This is a genomic window from Nonomuraea sp. NPDC048901, assembly GCF_040649695.1.
GTDB lineage: Bacteria > Actinomycetota > Actinomycetes > Streptosporangiales > Streptosporangiaceae > Nonomuraea.
Window position 1 is genome coordinate 60,588 of the sequence record NZ_JBEZFW010000018.1, and the last position, 20,474, is coordinate 81,061.

The 20,474-nt window shown below is 70.3% G+C and carries 18 protein-coding genes and 1 pseudogene; 2 read left to right on the top strand and 17 right to left on the bottom strand.

What is annotated here, in order from left to right:
• Positions 1-14: 14 nt before the first annotated feature.
• From yajC to pgsA, 17 genes and pseudogenes are all read right to left on the bottom strand, one after another.
• The gene (gene yajC, locus AB0C30_RS44510; protein WP_357955566.1) at positions 15-440 is read right to left on the bottom strand and encodes a preprotein translocase subunit YajC; all 426 of its coding nucleotides are present in this window, start codon (positions 438-440) and stop codon (positions 15-17) included.
• Between the two features lie 218 nt (positions 441-658).
• The gene (gene ruvB, locus AB0C30_RS44515) at positions 659-1,690 is read right to left on the bottom strand and encodes a Holliday junction branch migration DNA helicase RuvB (protein WP_357955567.1); all 1,032 of its coding nucleotides are present in this window, start codon (positions 1,688-1,690) and stop codon (positions 659-661) included.
• Positions 1,691-1,706: 16 nt separating this feature from the next.
• A complete protein-coding gene (gene ruvA / locus AB0C30_RS44520; protein ID WP_357955570.1) occupies positions 1,707-2,312 on the bottom strand; it encodes a Holliday junction branch migration protein RuvA in 606 nt (201 codons plus the stop codon).
• Between the two features lie 182 nt (positions 2,313-2,494).
• Positions 2,495-2,989, bottom strand: a pseudogene (gene ruvC / locus AB0C30_RS44525) (crossover junction endodeoxyribonuclease RuvC); the annotation flags it as partial.
• A 184-nt stretch (positions 2,990-3,173) separates the two neighbouring features.
• Complete coding sequence (locus AB0C30_RS44530) at positions 3,174-4,331, bottom strand: GNAT family N-acetyltransferase (protein ID WP_357955571.1); 1,158 nt, start codon at positions 4,329-4,331, stop codon at positions 3,174-3,176.
• 11 nt (positions 4,332-4,342) lie between these two features.
• Entirely contained in the window at positions 4,343-5,977 is a 1,635-nt protein-coding gene (locus tag AB0C30_RS44535; RefSeq protein ID WP_357955573.1) for a sugar ABC transporter permease, read from the bottom strand.
• Positions 5,978-6,018: 41 nt separating this feature from the next.
• Positions 6,019-6,771, bottom strand: a complete 753-nt coding sequence (locus AB0C30_RS44540) for a YebC/PmpR family DNA-binding transcriptional regulator (RefSeq protein ID WP_357955574.1) — start codon at positions 6,769-6,771, stop codon at positions 6,019-6,021.
• 3 nt (positions 6,772-6,774) lie between these two features.
• A complete protein-coding gene (gene pdxT / locus AB0C30_RS44545) occupies positions 6,775-7,353 on the bottom strand; it encodes a pyridoxal 5'-phosphate synthase glutaminase subunit PdxT (protein WP_357955577.1) in 579 nt (192 codons plus the stop codon).
• 78 nt (positions 7,354-7,431) lie between these two features.
• Positions 7,432-8,595: an MFS transporter gene (locus AB0C30_RS44550; protein ID WP_357955579.1), complete on the bottom strand. Its 1,164-nt coding sequence runs from the start codon at positions 8,593-8,595 to the stop codon at positions 7,432-7,434.
• A 43-nt stretch (positions 8,596-8,638) separates the two neighbouring features.
• Positions 8,639-9,061 (bottom strand): MarR family transcriptional regulator, encoded by a 423-nt coding sequence (locus AB0C30_RS44555; RefSeq protein ID WP_357955582.1) that lies wholly within the window; start codon positions 9,059-9,061, stop codon positions 8,639-8,641.
• 84 nt (positions 9,062-9,145) lie between these two features.
• Complete coding sequence (locus AB0C30_RS44560; RefSeq protein WP_357955584.1) at positions 9,146-10,828, bottom strand: alkaline phosphatase D family protein; 1,683 nt, start codon at positions 10,826-10,828, stop codon at positions 9,146-9,148.
• A gap of 222 nt (positions 10,829-11,050) precedes the next feature.
• On the bottom strand, positions 11,051-11,971 hold the full coding sequence (gene pdxS / locus AB0C30_RS44565) for a pyridoxal 5'-phosphate synthase lyase subunit PdxS (protein ID WP_357654753.1): 921 nt from the start codon (positions 11,969-11,971) through the stop codon (positions 11,051-11,053).
• 108 nt (positions 11,972-12,079) lie between these two features.
• Positions 12,080-13,087, bottom strand: coding sequence for a DUF3048 domain-containing protein (locus AB0C30_RS44570; RefSeq protein ID WP_357955586.1), 1,008 nt, complete (start codon positions 13,085-13,087; stop codon positions 12,080-12,082).
• A gap of 77 nt (positions 13,088-13,164) precedes the next feature.
• Entirely contained in the window at positions 13,165-13,707 is a 543-nt protein-coding gene (locus tag AB0C30_RS44575; RefSeq protein WP_357955589.1) for a hypothetical protein, read from the bottom strand.
• A gap of 60 nt (positions 13,708-13,767) precedes the next feature.
• Positions 13,768-14,898, bottom strand: a complete 1,131-nt coding sequence (locus AB0C30_RS44580) for a glycosyltransferase family 4 protein (RefSeq protein ID WP_357955591.1) — start codon at positions 14,896-14,898, stop codon at positions 13,768-13,770.
• Entirely contained in the window at positions 14,895-15,803 is a 909-nt protein-coding gene (locus AB0C30_RS44585) for a phosphatidylinositol mannoside acyltransferase (RefSeq protein ID WP_357955593.1), read from the bottom strand. Before AB0C30_RS44585 ends, AB0C30_RS44580 begins: the two co-directional genes overlap by 4 nt.
• Positions 15,800-16,411, bottom strand: coding sequence for a phosphatidylinositol phosphate synthase (pgsA, locus tag AB0C30_RS44590; RefSeq protein WP_357955595.1), 612 nt, complete (start codon positions 16,409-16,411; stop codon positions 15,800-15,802). The genes AB0C30_RS44585 and pgsA overlap by 4 nt, the downstream gene beginning before the upstream one ends.
• 165 nt (positions 16,412-16,576) lie before the next feature.
• On the opposite strand from pgsA, the gene AB0C30_RS44595 reads away from it, so the two are divergent.
• Positions 16,577-18,715: an elongation factor G-like protein EF-G2 gene (locus AB0C30_RS44595; protein WP_357955597.1), complete on the top strand. Its 2,139-nt coding sequence runs from the start codon at positions 16,577-16,579 to the stop codon at positions 18,713-18,715.
• Between the two features lie 130 nt (positions 18,716-18,845).
• The gene (locus tag AB0C30_RS44600; protein WP_357955599.1) at positions 18,846-20,420 is read left to right on the top strand and encodes a family 10 glycosylhydrolase; all 1,575 of its coding nucleotides are present in this window, start codon (positions 18,846-18,848) and stop codon (positions 20,418-20,420) included.
• Positions 20,421-20,474 lie beyond the last annotated feature (54 nt).

The window sequence follows — 20,474 nt, forward strand, 5'->3', positions numbered from 1 at the left end:
GAGGCAGAGCCTAGTCAGGACTGCTTGGTGCTGGAGTCCTTGCCGCCGTTGCGCTCCACGGTCGTCTCGGTCTCCTCACGGGGAGTGTTGTCCTTGTCGTCGTCGCCCTTGACTACCTCGTGGCCGACCGTGTCGTCCGCGACGGGCTCGTCGGCGAGAGGCTCGTCGGCCGGAGCGTCTCCGGGAGTGACGACACGCCCGATGGCGGCCTTCACCCATCGGGTCTCGATCCCGGGGGCGACCTCGAGAATCACGTCCTCATTGTCCACCGCCACCACCGTTCCGAACAGGCCGGTGGTGGTCATGACACGGGCACCCGGAGCCAATGAGTTCTGCATGGCGGTCGCTTCTTGCTGGCGCTTGCGCTGGGGACGGATCAGCAAGAAGTAGAACACCACCACCAGAAGGATCAGCGGCAGGATGCTTCCGAGTTGTCCCATGTTCATAAGGGGCGACCTTCCATTGTCGTACAAGAAGTTGACACCGGCCTCGCGCCGGAAATTCCGTGCGTAGCCTCGGGGCCGCGCCGCTCAGCCCGTCAGCCTACACAGCCAGCCAAGCCACGGAGTGTAGGCGCTTGTTGCGAAACGCGGCAACGAAGCAGCGTTTCGGCGCGCGGGGAAGTTCCCATATTGAAACGGTTGCAACCGTTCTGTGATCAGTCGAAAAGTGTCGCTCCGAATGCGTCGGGTGGCGGTGTCATCCCGAGGTGGTGCCACGCCGCGGCGGTGGCGACCCGGCCGCGCGGGGTCCTGGCCAGCAGTCCTTGGCGTACGAGGAAGGGTTCGGCCACCACTTCGACCGTCTCCGGCTCCTCGCCGACGGCCACCGCGAGCGTCGACAGGCCGACGGGGCCGCCGCCGAACTTGCGCAGCAGCACCCCGAGCACCGCGCGGTCGAGCCGGTCGAGCCCTTCGGGGTCGACTTCGTACAGGTTGAGCGCCGCGGAGGCGATGTCGCGGTCGATGACGCCTTCCGTGCGCACGTCGGCGAAGTCACGGACCCGGCGCAGCAGGCGGTTGGCGATGCGGGGCGTGCCGCGCGAGCGCCTGGCGATCTCGTGCGCCCCCTCGCCCGGCAGCGTCACCTCGAGCAGCCTGGCCGAGCGGTAGAGGACCCGCTCCAGCTCCTCGACCTCGTAGAAGTCCATGTGCGCGGTGAAGCCGAACCGGTCGCGCAGCGGTGCGGGCAGCAGACCGGCCCTGGTGGTGGCGCCGACCAGGGTGAACGGCGCGATGTCGAGCGGGATCGCGGTGGCTCCGGGGCCCTTGCCGACGATGATGTCGACCCGGAAGTCCTCCATCGCGAGGTAGAGCATCTCCTCCGCGGGGCGGGCCATTCGGTGGATCTCGTCGATGAACAGCACCTCGCCCTCGGCCAGCGTCGACAGGATGGCCGCGAGATCACCGGCCCGCTCCAGGGCCGGCCCTGAGGTGATGCGGAGCGGAGCGCTCAACTCGGCTGCGATGATCATAGCCAGTGTCGTCTTGCCCAGACCCGGCGAACCACTCATCAGCACATGATCCGGCGGCCGATTGCGCCGCATGGCGCTCTCCAGCACCAGCGACAGCTGCTCCCGCACCCGCGCCTGGCCGATGAACTCGCTCAGCCGCTTGGGCCGCAGCGCCGCCTCGATCTGCAGCTCGTCACCCTCGGCGTCGGGCGAGACGAGATCACGTTCAAGGCTCACGCCTGGACCTCCCCGCTCATCGCGCGCTGCTCAGCGTTCGCAGGGCGGCCTTGAGCAGGACGGCGATCTGCGGGTCGTCGCCCGCCTCCGGCTCGACCGCGGCGATGGCCTCGTCGGCGTCCTTGGCGGAGTAGCCCAGCCCGACCAGGCCCGAGTGGACCTGGTCGCGCCAGGCCGCCGCCCGCCGGTCGCCGTTGAGGGCCGCGTCGAGCGCCTCGTCGGGGGTGCCGAGCCGGTCCTTGAGCTCCAGCACGATGCGCTGGGCGCCCTTGGGGCCGATGCCCGGCACCTTGGTGAGCGCCTTGAGGTCGGCGGAGGCCACGGCGACGCGCAGCGCGTTGGGCGTGTGGACGGCGAGCATGGCCAGCGCCACCTTGGGGCCGACGCCACTGGCCGTCTGGAGCAGCTCGAAGACGGTGCGCTCGTCGGCGGTGGCGAAGCCGTAGAGGGTGAGCGACTCCTCCCGCACCACCAGCGACGTGGCCAGCCGCGCCTCCTCGCCCACTCTGAGCGCGGCGAGGGTGGCGGGTGTGCAGTGGGTGAGGATGCCGACCCCGCCGACCTCGATCACCGCGCCGTAGGGGGTGATCGCCGTCACCTGCCCGGCCACGGACGCGATCACAGCGCCACGTCCTTCCCTGTCGTACGGCCCTCTGCCATACGGCTCAGGGACGTGCGGTCCTCTGCCGCGCGGCCCTCTGCCATACGACTCAGGGACGTGCGGTCCTCTGTCGTGCGGCTCTGGGCCGTGCGGCCCTGTGTCGTACGGGGGGCCCGGGCTGTGCGGCTCTGGGCTCTGACCACGGCCTCGGCCAGCTTGTGCTGGGCGCCGCCGCGCCACACGTGGCAGATGGCCAGGGCGAGCGCGTCGGCGGCGTCGGCGGGCTTGGGCATCTCGCTGAGCCGCAGGAGGCGGGTCACCATGGCGCCGATCTGCTTCTTGTCGGCGGTGCCGCTGCCGGTGATGGCGGCCTTGACCTCGGACGGGGTGTGGAGCGCGACCGGCAGACCGCGCCTGGCCGCGCACAGGACCGCGATGCCCGCCGCCTGGGCGGTGCCCATGACCGTGCGGACGTTGTGCTGGCTGAACACCCGCTCGACCGCCACCGCGTCGGGACGCACGTCGTCGAGCCACTGCTCGATGCCGGCCTCGATGCCGACCAGCCGGGTGCCCAGCTCCTCGTCGGCGCCGGTGCGCACCACGCCGACGGCCACCAAGGACAGCGGCGCGCCCGGCCGCCCCTCGACCGCGCCAAGGCCGCACCGGGTCAGCCCCGGATCGACGCCCATCACCCGCACCGGCCTGCCTCCCCGCGCCGCCGAACATCTGTTCGGCACGAGACTCTACCCCGGCTGACGTGCCCGCGCATCGGGAAACGCCCGCGAGCATGGGCCATCCGCCGGGAACACCCGCGACCGTGCGCCGGCTCTCCGGAACGCCCGCGACCGTAGGACCGCCGGAGAGCGGACGTGGCTGGGGCAGTCAGAAGTAGTCCAGCATGTACGGCTTGGCGGCGAAGACGGTGTCCAGCAGCTCGTCGTAGCGTTCGTGCCCGGACATGAGGCCGCCGCGCCGCAGCGTGGCCGCCGGGATCCCCGCGTACAGGGCGGACAGGCCGTTGATCGACAGCACCGCCCCGGACTCCCCCGGGTCCCCGAGCGGCGTGGCGGCCCCGGCGCCGCCGGAGAACTCCAGCCGCCAGCGCCCCGTGTTGCCCGCCCGCAGCCGGTCGGTCACCTCGACGACCGCCTCACCCGCGACGGCGGCCGGGTATCCCCTGCGCTCCACGGCCGCCGCCACGTCGAGGACGCGGAACATCCACCGCACCTGCTTGATGTGCTCCGTGGACCGCTCACGCAGCAGCCACAGCACCGGATCGTCGGGCGCGACGTTGGCGGTGACGTGCTCGGCCATCGACGACGCGCTGCCCACCAGCGACCACAGCGCCCTGGCGGTCTCCTCGGACTCGGCGACGAGGTTGTCGACCTCGATGTCCGGGCCGGCCCAGCGGTAGACGACGTAGCCGTCCGGCGCCAGATAGAGGAAGTCGTCCTCCCGGCCGAGCCACAGCGCCCAGGTGCGCTCGTCCCATGAGACGGGGCCGGAGGCGCGCGCGGCGCCGTGTGCCCGCCGCAGCACCGAGACCACCTCGGCCGCGTCGCCGGGACCCATCCTGCGCAGCTCGACCCGGCCGCTCGGCGGGATCGTCCGCAGCGCCTCGGCCGGGAGCGTGACGCGGTGCTGCGCCCCCGCGTGCTCGTAGCCGGCCGAGCGGTAGAGCGGCGTGGTGGCCGGATAGAGCGCGGACACGGCGTCGCCGAACGCCACGGCCCGCTCCACGGTGGCCTGCATGAGCCGGCCGCCGACCCCCTTGCCGCGATCCTCCGGGCTGACGGTGACGGCCGCGACCCCGGCCAAGGGCTGCGGCTTGCCGTGCCACCACTGGGTGAACGGGCGCAGCCGCGAGGTCGCGACCAGCCTGGGCCCGTCGAACATGCCCAGGTAGCGGCCCTCGGCCAGCGCCGGCAGCGCCGCCTGGCGCCAGCGCTCCCGCTCGGCGGCAGGGACCAGGCCGAAGGAGCGCTGGCGGAGGTCGAGAACGGCGTCAAGGTCGTCGGAGGTCACATCACGGATGTCCACGGTCCCACAATTTACGCAGGTGAGGCGTCCGTCCGCGAACGGCCCACGGTGATGGCGAGCCGGTCGAGGTAGAGCAGTTGCGCGGCGACGATCCCGATCAGGGCGACCGCGACCACGGCCAGCGGCGTGGCCAGGCCGACGTCGGGCGGGGCCGAGGTGTAGCCGCTGGTCCGGGTGAGCAGCTCGACCGGCGCGGTGGCCAGGCCGGGGTCCTGGGCGACCAGCAGGGGCCACAGGAGTTCCTGGCCGTTCACGAGCGTGACGGCCAGGACGAGGATGCCGGCCATGGGGAGTGAGGGCAGGACCACGCCGCTCAGGAAGTCCTTGCCGGCACGCGCGGCCAGCCCCTTGCACAGCAGCGTCAGGATCAGCAGGGCGGGCACGCTGACCAGCACCGGCTGGACGAGGGCGATGAAGGAGTCGATCAGGCTCATGCCGCGGATGGTGCGCCAGTCGGCCAGGCTCAGCGGGCCCATCCCGACGAACAGCCAGGGGGCGAACACCAGCAGCAGCCACTCGCTCCTGCGGCCCAGCGGCCGCAGCCCGCCGATGCCGAGGGCCCCGAGGTAGGCGACGCCCACCGACACCAGCGCGCCGATCAGGGCGGGCGCCCAGGTGTTGAGGACCGTGCGCCACCCGGACGGGGCCGCGGATCCCGGCTGGGTGGGCGCCAGCAGCGCCGACAGCCACGGCCAGGTCAAGGCGAGCCCGACGGCGGTGACGACCACCAGCGCCACCACGCCGACGATCACCTTGGCCCCGGAGCCGGCGCGTACGACGGCCTGATCCGGGGTCGCCCCGCGGGGTTCGACCGTGATGCGCATGCCGCTCGCCGCCGCCACGCAGACCGCGCCGATCCCCAGGACGCCCAGGACCAGCCCCATGACGGTCGCCACCGCGGCGCCCAGCCCGACCCTGCCCACCATGAAGCTGTAGGTGTACTGGACGAGGCTCAGCGTCTGCGTGGACCCGTTGGGGCCGCCGTGCGTCATGGTCAGCCCGATCGCGAACGTCTGCAGCCCGGCGGCGACCATCGCCAGGGCGACGAGCCCGCCCACGGCCAGCATGGCCGGTGAGACCGTGCCGCCGCGCAGCGCGGGCAGGAACGCCATCGTCGCCAGCGCGCAGACCACGCCGAAGGTGGCGGCGGCCAGGATGAGCTGGAGCGTTCCCGGAGCCGTGGCGGGGTCGCGCAGGCCCTCGGCCATCGTGGCCAGGCCGGACGCGTCGGGCATCAGCCCGCGCATCCAGGAGACCGCTACGGCCACCGGCGAGAACGCCACTATGGCGAGGGACAGCACGATCCGCCCGGCGCGCCTCGGCCAGGCGCCCGACCAGTCGAGCGCCAGCGCGAGCAGCGGTCCCACCACCACGGCCACCAGCAGCGGGATGACCGTTATGGACAGCGTGAAGACCAGTGCCTTCCAGAACGCCCCCTGACCCAGCACCTGGCCGTAGTTGGCCAGTCCCACGAAGACGCTCGGGCCGGTGAGCCCGGCCGACTGGAGGCTGAGCAGGATCGTCTGGACGGTGGGCAGGAGCAAGGTGATCAACGTGCCCAGCAGGGCCGGCAGCAGGAGCAGCCAGCCGAGGGCCGGAGACGCGAAAGCGGGCGAGATGTCGGTAGAGGTACGGGGGGAGGTCACGACGCCCGACCTTACAGCGGACTCAGATCAGGCGTGCGCCATCACGCTTCCAGCTTCTCCATGACCTCGTCGGAGACGTCGAAGTTGGCGAAGACGTTCTGCACGTCGTCGCTGTCCTCGAGCGCGTCGATGAGGCGGAACACCTTCTTGGCGCCGTCCTCGTCGAGCGGCACGCTCATCGTGGGCAGGAAGCTCGACTCGGCGGAGTCGTAGTCGATGCCCGCCTCCTGGAGCGCCTTGCGCACCGGGACCAGGTCGCCGGCCTCGGAGACGACCTCGAAGGAGTCGCCCAGGTCGTTGACCTCCTCGGCGCCCACCTCCAGCACCGCCGTCAGCACGTCGTCCTCGTCGAGCCCCTGCTTGGGCACGAGCACGACGCCCTTGCGGTTGAACATGTAGGACACCGAGCCGGGGTCGGCCAGCGAGCCGCCGTTGCGGGTGAGCGCGACGCGCACCTCGGAGGCCGCGCGGTTGCGGTTGTCGGTGAGGCACTCGATGAGCACCGCGACGCCGCCGGGGGCGTAGCCCTCGTACATGATGGTCTGCCAGTCGGCGCCGCCCGCCTCCAGGCCGCCGCCGCGCTTACGGGCCCGTTCGATGTTGTCGTTGGGCACCGAGTTCTTCTTGGCCTTGAAGATGGCGTCGAAGAGCGTCGGGTTGGCGTCCGGATCGGGGCCGCCGGTCCTGGCCGCCACCTCGATGTTCTTGATGAGCTTCGCGAACAGCTTGCCGCGCTTGGCGTCGAGCGCGGCCTTCTTGTGCTTCGTCGTCGCCCATTTGGAGTGGCCGGACATTACCTAGAGCTCCCTCAGCATGTCTACGAAGTATCGGTGCACGCGCGTGTCACCCGTCAGCTCAGGGTGGAACGAGGTCGCGAGCAGCGGTCCTTGGCGGACCGCGACGATCCTATCCCCAGGCTCGGCGATGCCCAGCACTTCGACGTCCGTGCCGACCGATTCGACCCATGGGGCGCGGATGAAGATGGCGTGCACCCGCTCGCCGGCGAAGTCCAGATCGGACTCGAAGGAGTCGATCTGGCGGCCGAAGGCGTTGCGCCTGACGACCATGTCGATGCCGCCGATGGTCTGCTGTCCCTCGGCGCCGTCCTCGATCCGGTCGGCCAGCATGATCATGCCGGCGCAGGAGCCGTAGGCGGGCATGCCGTCCTTGATCCGCATCCGCAGGGGTTCGAGCAGGTCGAAAGTGTCGGCGAGCTTCCACATCGTGGTCGATTCGCCGCCGGGGATGACCAGGCCGTCGACCGTGTCCAGCTCGGCGGGCCGGCGTACGGCGATGGCCGACGCGCCGGCCTCCTGGAGCATGCGCACATGCTCGCGCACACTCCCTTGGAGAGCGAGTACACCGATCGTGGGCACGGTGATCCTTCCGTCCGGCTTACGGGTTTCGGACAATTCAACACCAGGACGGCCTGGGATCTTCCTAGGGGTGGGCGATCACGCCGCCGCGGCGGCCTCCTGGGCCACGACGTCCACGCGGGACAGGGCGCTCAGGTGGTGGCGCCGGGCGTACAGGATGGCCATGCCGATCAGGCAGCACAGGGCGCCGAGCGCGTACGGGACCGGGGCGCCGAGTTCCTCGCCCAGCTTGGTGGCGATGAAGGGGGCGAGGGCGCCGCCCATCCAGCGGACGAAGTTGTAACCGGCGGAGGCGACGGGCCGGGGCGCGTCGGAGACCTCCATGGCCGACTCGGTGAAGACGGTGTTGTTCAGGCCGATCGGGATGCCGGACAGGATCGTGCAGACGATGATCCCGGCGTGCCCCGACACGGCGATGCCGACCTGGAGGACGGCCAGCACGGCCAGCGCCAGGTGCAGGACGTTCACCGAGCCGATCCGGCGCTGCAGCGGCGGCGCGCCGAACACCGAGGCCAGCGCCACGCACACGCCCCAGCCGAAGAACACCGCGCCGATGCCGTAGGCGGTCATGTGCAGGATGAACGGGGTGAAGGCGAGGATCGTGAAGAAGGCGAAGTTGTAGAACAGCGCGGTGAAGGCCGTGGTGGACAGGCCCCCATGGGCCAGGGCCCGCAGGGGCGCGCTCAGCTTGGTCCTGACGGCGGGTTTGGGCGTCGCCTCCAGCAGCGTGGCGATCAGCACGAAACCGGCGGCCATCAGCGTGGCGGTGCCGAAGAAGGGGGCTCGCCAGTTCCAGTCGCCGAGCAGGGCGCCGGCCAGCGGACCGGCCGAGATGCCCAGGCCGAGCGCGGCCTCGTACAGGATGATGGCCGCGGCGCCGCCGCCGCTGGCCGCGCCGACGATGACGGCGAGCGCGGTGGCCACGAACAGCGCGTTGCCCAGGCCCCAGCCGGCGCGGAAGCCGACGAGTTCGGCGACGCTGCTGGAGGTGCCCGCGAGCGCGGCGAAGACGATGACCAGCGAGAGCCCGGCCAGCAGGGTGCGCTTGCCGCCGATGCGGCTGGAGACCCAGCCGGTCAGCAGCATGGCGACGGCGGTCACCAGGAAGTAGCTGGTGAACAGCAGTGACACCTGGCTGGGCGTGGCCTTCAGACCTTGGGCGATGGACGGCAGGATGGGGTCGACGAGACCGATGCCCATGAAGGCGACCACCGCGGCGAAGGCGGTGGCCCAGACGGACATCGGCTGACGAAGGATTCCGCCACCGGACTGCATAGTGCTCCTCTCATGTGCGGCCGAGCTTCGCCAACGTGGGCAAGGCGACCGCCAGGGCGGCTCGCTCGTCATCGCTGAGCGCCGCCAGTTCCCGGCTGAGGTGGGCGATCCTGGCCTGGCGTACGGCCCGCAGCCGGACGCGGCCCTCGTCGGTGAGCTCGACCGTCCTGACGCGGGCGTCGGCCGGGTCGGTGCCTCTGGCCACCAGCCCCGCCTCTTCCAGGCGGTTGATCTGCACGGACATGGTGGGCAGTTGTACGGCGTGCTCCTCGGCCAGCTCGGTCATCCGGCGGGGGCCGGGCTCCAGGGAGCCGAGGACGGCGTACTGCTGGCTGGTGACCGGCTGGCCCGCCACCGTGCGCCTGAGCAGCAGCACCAGGTGGCGGAGCACCGCGGAGACCTGTTCGGCCAGCTCGGTGGGATCGTCCCTCATGATACTTAGCTTAACTAACTTAGCCTGGCTAATATTCCAGGCGCGAAAAAGGCGGCGCCCTGTCGGACGCCGCCTCGCCGGGATTTACGGGCGTTCGGTCTCCAGGCGGACGGTCTCGTCCACCGTGACGCGCCGCGCGAGCACGGACGGGTCGAGCGGGCGCAGGTACGTCTGCTGCACCCCGGGGACGCGGTCCTCGACCACGAACGTCGCCCTCGTGTACGCCTCCGCGCCAGGTTCCCGCAGGTGGGGCACCACCTTGAAGTCCGCGGTGAGCGCGTCGCGCTCGATCTTCGTCAGCACGTAGCCGCGCTGGTTGTTGTAGAACTTCAGGTGCGGGTTGATGGCCAGGAACGGGTGCGTGGCCGGGTCGGAGTCGGCGCCGTCGCCGCCGGTGGAGATCGAGCTGGCCACCAGTTCGGAGCCCACGCTCGGGCCGGTCGGGTCGTCGTAGTTCAGCTTCAGGTCGCTGGCCCAGTGCGCGTGCACGTCACCGGTCAGCACGACGGGGTTGCGGACCTTGGCGTCGACCCAGCCCTGCGTGATCCGCTGGCGGGAGGCGACGTACCCGTCCCAGGCGTCCATGCTGGTCACCTTGGCCGGGCCGGCGTTGTTGTCGCGCTGGGCGAAGAAGACCTGCTGGCCGATGATGTCCCACTGCGCCCGCGACTTGTGGAAGCCGTCGACCAGCCACTCCTCCTGCGCCGCGCCGGTGATCGACCTCGCCGGGTCCACCGCGGCCGGGCAGTCCTTGTAGCCGTCGCCGCAGCCCTGGTCGTCGCGGTACTGGCGGGTGTCGAGCATGTGGAAGCTGGCCATCCGCCCCCAGCGCACGCGCCGGTAGAGCTGCATGTCGATGCCGCGCGGGATGGAGGTGCGGCGCAGCGGCATGTTCTCGTAGTAGGCCCGGAAGGCGGCCTCTCGGCGCTGCAGGAAGGTCGGCTGGTCCTCGGCGTGCTCCGGGACCTCGTCGGCCCAGTTGTTGTCCACCTCGTGGTCGTCGAAGACGACGAGCCAGGGGGCGGCGGCGTGGGCGGCCTGAAGGTCGGGGTCGGCCTTGTACTGGGCGTGGCGTTGGCGGTAGTTGGCCAGCGTGACGGTCTCGGGGCCCTCGTGGTTCCGTACGTTGCCGCCAGGGATGTTGTAGGTGTTCTTGGTGTATTCGTACTGGTAGTCGCCCAGGTGCAGGATGAGGTCCGGGTGCTCCTCCGCCAGCCTCCGGTAGGAGGTGAAGTAGCCGTGCTCGTACTGGGCGCAGGAGACGAAGGCCATCGACAGGGCGCCGCCGTACGACAGCGGGTGCGGGGCGGTCCTGGCCCGGCCGACGGGCGAGACGTAGGGGCCGACGCGGAAGCGGTACCAGTACTCACGGTCGGAGCCGAGACTGTCGACCTCGATGTGCACGCTGTGGCCCCATTCGGGGGCGGCCACGGTGACGCCGCTGCGGACCACGCGGCGGCAGCGCTCGTCGGAGTAGATCTGCCACAGCACCGGGAACGGCCGCTGCGGCATGCCGCCGAAACCGTCCTCGGCCAGCGGCTGCTGGGCTAGCCGGGTCCACAGCACGAAGCCCTCGTGGTCGGGGTCGCCGCTCGCGACGCCGAGCGTGAACGGGTCGGTGGTCAGGCCCCGCGAGGCCAGGCTCTGGGCGGTCTCGGCGGCGGGGTCCGGGGTGGGGTCGGCGTGGGCGGCGGTGGCCGGGAGAGCCGCGGCGGCACCCGCGGTTAACCCGGCCACGAGGAAGTGCCGGCGGTTGAGCTTGGACACGGGGCGCTCCTGGGACGATCAATGGGGAGGGGGGCGTCCCGTAGCCTGACTCAGAATCGTGACGCCCGGGTGAACACCACCTAACACGAAAAAGGCGACATCCTTCGCGGATATCGCCCTCTTCGGAAATTTCCGTCGTCGTGGCGGCGTGCCCGGCGTACTAGATCATTTCATCCCGAGTCATGCGTGACCTGCGGCGACACGCCGCACAGCAGGCCGATGTCACCAACCGCGCTCGGCGAGGCGGTGCGGCTGGGGGATGTCGTCGACGTTGATGCCGACCATCGCCTCGCCCAGCCCGCGCGAGACCTTGGCGATCACGTCGGGGTCGTCATAGAACGTGGTGGCCTTGACGATGGCCGCGGCGCGCTTGGCCGGGTCGCCGGACTTGAAGATGCCGGAGCCGACGAACACGCCCTCGGCGCCGAGCTGCATCATCATCGCCGCGTCGGCCGGGGTGGCGATGCCGCCCGCGGTGAACAGCACGACGGGCAGCTTGCCGGTGCGGGCCACCTCGGCGACCAGCTCGTACGGCGCCTGCAGCTCCTTGGCCGCGACGTAGAGCTCGTCCTCGGGCAGCGAGCTGAGCCGCTTGAGCTCGCCGCGGATCGTCCGCATGTGGGTGACCGCGTTGGAGACGTCGCCGGTGCCGGCCTCACCCTTGGAGCGGATCATGGCCGCGCCCTCGGTGATGCGGCGCAGGGCCTCGCCCAGGTTCGTCGCGCCGCACACGAAGGGCACGGTGAACTGCCACTTGTCGATGTGGTTGGCGTAGTCGGCCGGGGTCAGCACCTCGGACTCGTCGACGTAGTCGACGCCCAGGGCCTGCAGCACGCGGGCCTCGGTGAAGTGGCCGATGCGGGCCTTGGCCATGACCGGGATCGACACGGCGGCGATGATGCCGTCGATCATGTCGGGATCGCTCATCCGGGACACGCCGCCCTGCGCGCGGATGTCGGCGGGCACGCGCTCCAGGGCCATCACGGCGACGGCGCCGGCGTCTTCGGCGATCTTCGCCTGCTCGGGGGTGACGACGTCCATGATGACGCCGCCCTTGAGCATCTCGGCCATGCCACGCTTGACGCGCGCGGTGCCGGTGACGGGGGTGTTTTCGGGCGTGCTGGACACGACGGTCTTCCTCACAAAAGCGAACGGTAAGTTATCAAACCCATGGTAGGTCCTGAGGGCCTCTCTCCTGACACGCCACCATGTCAGGATTTATCAGCCCTCTTGTACATCTAGGTGCGCATTTCAGGGGATGACAGGCTTGCGACTGGCGAGCGCGACCCAGACCTGGCCGGGCGCGAAGTTCATCGGCTCGCCACTCTCCGTGGTGAAGGTCGTGCCGCTCTCCTCCGACTTCCGCTCCCACTTGGCCTTGTACGCCTTGCCGTCGCGCAGCACCACCGCCGAGCCCCTGCCGACGCTGTGCACCAGGGGCGTGTAGCTCTGGTTCTTGTCGTGGAACTGGGAGCGCTCGGTCTTGGTGTACTGGACGACGATCGTGGGCGCGCCGAGCTGGCCGCCCTCCGCCGCCATGTCCTTCTTGCCGTCCTGCCAGATCATCCACTTCTTGTCCGACTCGGACCAGCCGAAGGTGAAGCGCGCGCCGGGCCACTTGACGCTGTAGGTCTTCTTGTCCACGCCGCCGTCGGCCGGGGCGTCGCCGAAGGTGAAGCCGATGTCCTTGGCCTTGTCGGCACCCGGCGCCCGCGACAGCAGCTTCTTGGTGGTGGCGAACAGGTTGTAGGGGGCGACGCGGCCCGGCTGGCGGAAGAAGGCGCCGGGGTTGCGGGTGTCGCCGACGTCGTACAGCGACGCCTTGGCCATGAACGGCAGCATCAGCGACTGCACGCCCGAGTAGGCGAAGGCGGGCTTGCCGAACTGCGGCACGATGTGCAGGTCGGAGATGCGGGCACTACGTACGGGCCCCACCTTGGCCGGCAGCTTGGAGGAGAAGACCGCCATCAGACGGGTCAGACCGGCCTCGACCTGCTCGATGTAGACGATGTCCGCGCTCTTGAGCCCGAGCTGGGGCTTGCCGGCGGCGGTGTTCTCGATCTTCACGGCGAGCACCGGCTTGGCGGCGCCCTCCATCGGCAGCCCGGTGAACGGGTGGGTCTTGCCGGGCTCGGCCGCGGGCTCCTCGGTCGGGGACGCCGTGGTCGCCTGCGGGGCCTTGCCCGCCGCGGGCTCGTTCGACGAGCAGGCCGCGACCGGCAGCAGAACCGCCGCTCCGGCCAGCGTCACGGTAATCATCCGAGGTAGCCGCACCTGTGTACTCCTCCGCATGGGCCAAGAAACGGAAGAAGCCTACCGGCGCTCTCCAAATCGGGTCATTCAGTTGCCATAGTCGCCGGTGGATTGTCATCTATTTCGAAGAATTGGGGGTATTCGGTATGTCCGGCCAGGCGAAGGACTCTGGCGAGCCAGCGCCGCTGGGCCGTACGTGTGACACCCACGGCGCTGTTGTAGAAACGGCGCGAATAGACGACCTTGGCCACGGCCGCGCCGAGCTCTTCGAGCAGCGCCTGGCCGCCGGGCGACTCCGACAGCTTCTCGGTGAAGCGCTCTTGCTCGACCACGGCGCGCAGCGCGCCCGACAAGTCGCTCTCGGCGTGCTCGCGATCGTCCGGCCCGGCCATCCTGGCCTCGTGCGCCGCCGCGGCCAGCACCAGCGAGGTCGCCGGATCGAGCAGCCGGGAGCCGGCCAGCTCCAGCACCACGGCCCGGCGCCGCATGAGCGCGGCGTCGAGCGCCTCGCGGGCCAGCTCCAGCCGGATGTGCAACCGGTCGAGGCGACCGGCCCGCCAGGAGATGTAGACGGCCGTGAGCACCACGACGATGCCCGCGATCAGCACGATCATGGTCGAGGTCACAGCTCATCCCCCACGTCGCTGACCGAGGTCACAGGCCTTCCTCCACGCCGCTGACCGTGGTCACAGGTCTTCCTCCACGCCGCCCGCGCCGCTGGCCGTCACCGTCTCGTAGACCCGGACCACGTCACGGGCGACCGTCGACCAGTCGTACTTGCCGACCGCTACCAGCGCCTCCTCGGCCAGCTTGGCGCGCCGCTCGGGGGCGTCGAGCAGCGCCGCCGCCTCGCGGGCCAGCGAGGCCGGGTCGCCGTTGGCGAACAGCGCGCCCGCCTGACCCTCGCCCAGCACCTTGCGGAAGGCCGGGATGTCGCTGGCCAGCACGGTCGCGCCGGAGGCCATGGCCTCGGCCAGCACGATGCCGAAGCTCTCGCCCCGGGTGTTGGGCGCGCAGAACACATCGACCGAGTGGTAGGCGCGGATCTTGTCGGCCTCGCTGACCATGCCGAGCACGGTGACCCGGTCGTGCAGCTCCTTGGGCACCCGGTCGTAGACGTCCTTGGCGTCACCCGGCCCGGCGATCAGGAGCTTGAGCTCCGGACGTTCGGCCGCCAGCGGCTTGAAGGCGTCCAACAGGATCGGCAAGCCCTTGCGCTCCTCGTCCATCCGGCCGAGGAAGCCGAGCGTGGCGCCGTCGGGCCCCCAGCCGTCGAGCGGTTCGGCGTGGGCGTAGCGGCTGACGGTCACCCCGTTGGGGATCAGCACGGTGTCGCCGCCGAACTGCTCGACCAGGCTCTTACGGGCCGCGTCGGAGACCGCGATGCGCCCGCTGAGCTTCTCCAGCGCGCTGCGCAGCAGCGGCTCGGCCACCGCGATGGCCCGCGAGCGCGTCCAGGAGGCGTGGAAGGTGGCCACGATCGGGCCCTTGGCCGCCCAGCAGGCCAGCACGCCCAGGCTCGGCACCAGCGGCTCGTGGATGTGCAGCACGTCGAAGCGGCCGTCGCGCACCCAGCGCCGCACCCGGGCCGCCGAGATGAAGCCGAACGACATCCTGGCCACCGACCCGTTGTAGGGCACCGGGATGGCCCGGCCCGCGCCCGTCACGTAAGGAGGCAGCTCCTCGTCGTCGGCGGCCGGCGCGATGACCGAGACCTCGTGATCCTGTGCGATGAGCGCCTGGGCCAGGTCGTCGATGTGCTGTTTGACCCCGCCGGGCATGTCCCACGAATAGGGACAGACGATGCCCACCTTCATCTCGCCAGGTCCTCCAGCCAGAGCCGCTGCAGCATGTGCCAGTCCTCCGGGTGCTCGGCGATGCCCTTCTCGAAGACGTCCGTCAGCCGCTGCGCCACGATGGCGACCTTCTCCTGCCTGGTGCCCTCCTCGGGCACGGGGATCTCCTCGTGGATGTCGATCCCCCAGTCGTCGCCGTGGAAGTAGACGGTGGCGGGCAGCAGCGCCGCGCCCGTCTGGACGGCCAGCAGCGGCGGGCCCGCGGGCACCTTGGTGGCCGAGCCGAAGAAGCGCACCTCGATGCCGCTCTTGGTCAGGTCGCGCTCGGCGGGCAGGCAGACGACGCCGCCCCGGCGTACGCGCGTGGCCAGTGTCCCGAAGTTGTGGCCGTCACCGCCCGTGAGCGGCAGCACCTCCATGCCCAGACCCTCGCGGAAGGCGACATAGCGGCGGAACAGCGACTCGGGCTTGAGCCGCTCCGCGACGGTCGCGAACGGGTGGCCCACGCCCACCAGCCACGCGCCGGCCTGGTCCCAGTTGCCCATGTGCGGCAGCGCCAGCACCACCCCGCGCCCGGCGGCCACGGTGTCGTGGATGTGCTCGGCGCCGGTCACGTGCGTGCGGCGGACGATCTCCTCGCGGCGCATCGACGGCAGCCGGAACACCTCGTGGAAGTAGCGGAAGTAGGAGCGCATGCCGGCCCGGCTCAGCTCGCGCAGCTCAACGCTGCCGGGATCGAGCCCCGTCACCCTGGCCAGGTTGGACTCCAGGCGGCGCACCGACCTGCCACGCTTGCGCCACACCCGGTCGGCCAGCAGCCGGAACGCCCCCGCGGTCGCACGCTGGGGCAGCAGCGGGACGAGCTTCCAGCCGGCCGCGAACCCCGCGGCGACGACCCGATCGGTGACCGAGATCTTCTGGCTCATCGCTCCCTCGTCTGCCGCGTCTGTGAGTGGACGTGGACCACCCGCTGCACCACCGTGACCGCGCTGGCCAGCGCCAGCAGCCACATCCCCGCGGGCAGGACGTACGGTACGCCGAGCCCGGCGAAGAAGGTGGCCACCAGCGCGACGACCAGCCGCTCCGGCCGCTCGGCCAGCCCCACGTCACAGGTGAGCCCGAGGCCCTCCGCCCTGGCCTTGGCGTAGGACACCAGCGTCCCGGCGACCAGGCAGGCCAGCGTCACCGCGGCCATCAGCGCGTCGTCCTTCGAGATGAAGTAAAGAATCAGCCCGGAAAATATGGCCGCGTCGGCCACCCTGTCGAGGGTGGAGTCGAGGAAGGCCCCCCAGGTGCTGCCGCCCTTGCCGCCGAGCCGGGCCACCAGGCCGTCGAGCAGGTCGAACAGCACGAACACCGTGATCAGCAGGGCGCCCCAGGACAGCTGGCCCAGCGGGAAGAAGAGCAGGGCGCAGACGACGGTGCCGATCGTGCCGATCGCCGTGACGACGTTCGGTCCGATCCCGCGGGCGGCCAGAGCCCTGCCCAGCGGGGTGAGTATCCGGGTCATGGCCGGGCGCAGGAGTTTCAGCATCGCGGTCTGATCGTAGGCCATTTACGAGCCGACGACTTTCTTTGCCCCACCCCCCTTGTGATATCCGCCACAGGGGTATTTGGTGAACACACCGCGTCCATGCGGTTTCTGTCCCCTCGCTCGGGCGCGGCGTTGGCACGTCAACCGACGACGCGGGAGGCGAATGTGGCAGAAAAGAACCCTGGTCATGCCATGGGAGCCGCGGGCAGGGCACCAGCGGCCGACAGGGCGGATGCGATACGCAATGTCGTGCTGGTCGGCCATTCAGGGGCGGGTAAGACGACCCTCGTGGAGCAGCTGCTGGCCGCGACGGGCACCGTTCAGCGGGCCGGCCGGGTGGAGGACGGCAACACGGTCAGCGACTTCGACGAGGTGGAGGTACGTCAGCAGCGCTCGGTGAACCTGTCACTGGCGCCGCTGGTGCACAACAGCATCAAGATCAATCTTCTGGACACCCCCGGTTACGCCGACTTCGTGGGCGACCTGCGCGCCGGACTGCGCGCGGCCGACGCCGCCCTGTTCGTCGTGTCGGCCTCGGAGGGCATCGACGGGCTGACCCAGATGCTGTGGGAGGAGTGCAGCCAGGTCGGCATGCCCAGAGCCGTCGTGATCACCAAGATCGACCACCAGCGGGCCGACTTCGACGAGGTCCTCGCCACCTGCCAGGACGTCTTCGGCGACGGCGTGGCCCCCCTCTACCTGCCGGTGATCACCAACGGGCACGTGAACGGCCTGATCGGCCTGCTGTCGCAGAAGTTCTACAACTACGCCACGGGCACGCGCACCGAGAAGGACCCGGGCGCCGAGTACGAGTCGCAGATCGAGGAGCACCGCGGCGTCCTGATCGAGGGCATCATCCAGGAGAGCGAAGACGAGTCGCTCATGGAGCGCTACCTGGAGGGCGAGCCGATCGACACCAAGGTCCTCATCGGGGACCTCGAGAAGGCCGTCGCCCGGGGCAGCTTCTTCCCCGTGCTGTGCAGCGGCATCGGCGTGGGCGCCCAAGAGGTGCTCGAACTCATGACGCAGGGCTTCCCCTCCCCGCTCGAACACCCGATGCCGGAGATCACCTCCCTCGACGGCAAGCCCGTCCAGGGCATCACCTGCGACCCCGACGGCCCGCTGGTCGCCGAGGTCGTCAAGACCACCAGCGACCCGTACGTGGGCCGCATCAGCCTGGTACGCGTCTTCTCCGGCTCCCTGCGCCCCGACATGACCGTGCACGTGTCAGGGCACGGCCTGGCCGAGCGCGGGCACGAGGACCACGATGTGGACGAGCGCATCGGGACCCTCACCTGCCCGCTGGGCAAGCAGCAGCGCGGCGCGCCGAAGGGGGTGGCGGGCGACATCATCGCGGTGGCCAAGCTCTCCCGGGCCGAGACCGGCGACACGCTGTCGGAGGTGGACAGGCCCCTGCTCATGACGGCGTGGGAGACGCCCGAGCCGCTGCTCCCGGTCGCCATCCAGGCCAAGTCCAAGGCCGACGAGGACAAGCTGTCGCAGGCACTGGGCCGCCTGGTGGCCGAGGACCCGACGCTCCGGCTGGAGAACAACGCCGAGACCCGGCAGCTCGTGCTCTGGTGCATGGGCGAGGCCCACACCGACGTGCTCCTCGACCGGCTGTCCAAACGGCACGGCGTCGAGGTCGAGCGCATCGACCTGCGGGTGCCGCTGCGCGAGACGTTCGGCGGCAAGTGCCAGGCGATGGGCCGCAACGTCAAGCAGACGGGTGGCCACGGCCAGTTCGCGATCTGCCATCTGGAAGTGGAGCCCCTGCCGTCCGGCGGCGGGTTCGAGTTCGTGGACAAGATCGTCGGCGGTGTGGTGCCCCGGCAGTTCATCCCGTCGGTCGAGAAGGGCGTACGCGCGCAGATGGAGCGGGGCGTCGTCGCCGGCTACCCGATGGTGGACGTGCGCGTCACGCTGTACGACGGCAAGGCGCACTCGGTCGACTCCTCCGACATGGCCTTCCAGATCGCCGGGCAACTGGCGCTCAAGGAGGCCGCGTCCAAGGTGCCGACGCTGCTGCTGGAGCCGGTCGACGAGCTGTCGGTGCTGGTGGCCGACGACTACGTGGGCTCGGTGATGTCGGACCTGTCGTCGCGGCGCGGCCGGGTGCTCGGCACCGAGCCGGTGGGCACCGGACGCACCCTGGTCAAGGCCGAGGTGCCCGAGCTGGAGATCACCCGCTACGCCATCGACCTGCGGTCCATGTCGCATGGCACCGGGACCTTCCAGCGGGCGTTCCTGCGCTACGAGCCGCTGCCGACGCACGTGGCGGAGAAGGTCGCCGTCACGGACTGACGTACGGGACCGAGGCCGGGAGGGGCGCCGTCCCTCCCGGCACATCCATTACTCTGGCCACTCGAACATCACGAAACGATTTCTTTTTTCCGGCCTGCGCACGTCGGAGCCAATGCCAGACTGGAACATCATGCGAACCGGACGCCCTCTCATCGCCGCTGCCGCCCTCGCCACCGTCACCGTCGGCGCCGCCTACCTCTTCGGACCGGGAGCCAAGCAGACGCCCGCGGTGACCGCCGCCACCTCCGCGAAGAAGACGGCGGCCGAAACGCGGGACGGGGCCGCCTGCACCGCCGACGTCCGCTACCCCAAGCGCCAGCTGCGCGGCATCTGGATCGCCACGGTCAAGAACATCGACTGGCCCTCGCGCACCGGCCTGTCCGTCGCCAAGCAGCAGGCCGACTACCTCAAGATTCTGGACGCGGCGGTCAAACGCCGCTTCAACGCGGTGTTCGTACAGGTGCGGCCGGCCTCCGACGCGCTCTACAAGTCCTCGATCGAGCCGTGGACGCAGTATCTGACCGGCACCGCCGGAAAGGACCCGGGCTGGGACCCGCTGCCGTTCCTCATCGCCGAGGCGCACAAGCGCGGCCTGGAGTTCCACGCCTGGTTCAACCCCTATCGCGCCTCCTACGACGGCGACGTGGCCGAACTGCCCGCCAACCACCCGGCCCGCCAGCACCCGGGCTGGACCGTCAAGTACGACGGGCGCCTCTACTACAACCCCGGTCTGCCGGCGGTCCGCGAGCACGTCACCAAGGTCGTCACCGACGTGACGCGGCGCTACGACATCGACGGGGTGCACTTCGACGACTACTTCTACCCGTATCCGGGCGAGGGCGGCACGTTCAACGACGCGGCCGCCTTTACAAAGTATGGCAAGGGCAAGAACCTCGCCGACTGGCGGCGGGACAACGTCGACAAGCTGATCGCCCAGGTCGATGAGGCCGTGCACGCGACCAAAAAGTACGTCAAGTTCGGCGTCAGCCCGTTCGGCATCTGGCGCAACAAGGCGGAGGATCCCACGGGCTCCAAGACCTCCGGCATGTCGGCCTATGACTCGATTTATGCGGATGCGCGGCACTGGATCAAGGCGGGCACAGTCGACTACGTGATGCCGCAGCTCTACTGGTCGCGCGGCTTCAAGGCGGCCGATTACCGGGCCCTGGCGCCCTGGTGGGCCAACGAGGTCAAGGGCACCGACGTCGACCTCTACATCGGCCAGGCCCTCTACCGGGTGGGCACCAGGGACGACAAGGCGTGGACCAAGCCGGGCGAGCTGTCCGCCCACCTGACGCTCAACCGCGAATACCGGCAGATCGGCGGCGACGTCTACTTCAGCGCCGCGCAGCTGCTCAGCAACCCCCTGGGCGCCGTCGACCGCCTGGCCAAGGAGCACTACAGCCGCCCGGCGCTGCTACCGCTCATCAAGGACCGCGGTGGCGAGGCTCCGGCCAAACCCGCGGCGGTCAAGGCGGCCGGCCAGGTCATCTCGTGGAACGCGAGCCAGGGCGCCCGCTCGTACGCGGTCTACGAGGTCCCGAAGTCGGGCCAGGACTGCCAGTCCGTGGACGCCCGCAACCTGGTGGCCGTGGTCACCACACCCACCTTCACCGCCGGCGCGCCGGGCACCTACCTGGTGACCTCCCTCGACCGCCTGCAGAACGAGAGCAAGCCCGCCAAGGTGACGGTCGCCCCGGCTTGAGAGGCTGGAGCTGTGAACGGTCTCGCCACCCACGGCGAGGTGAGACGATGCTGC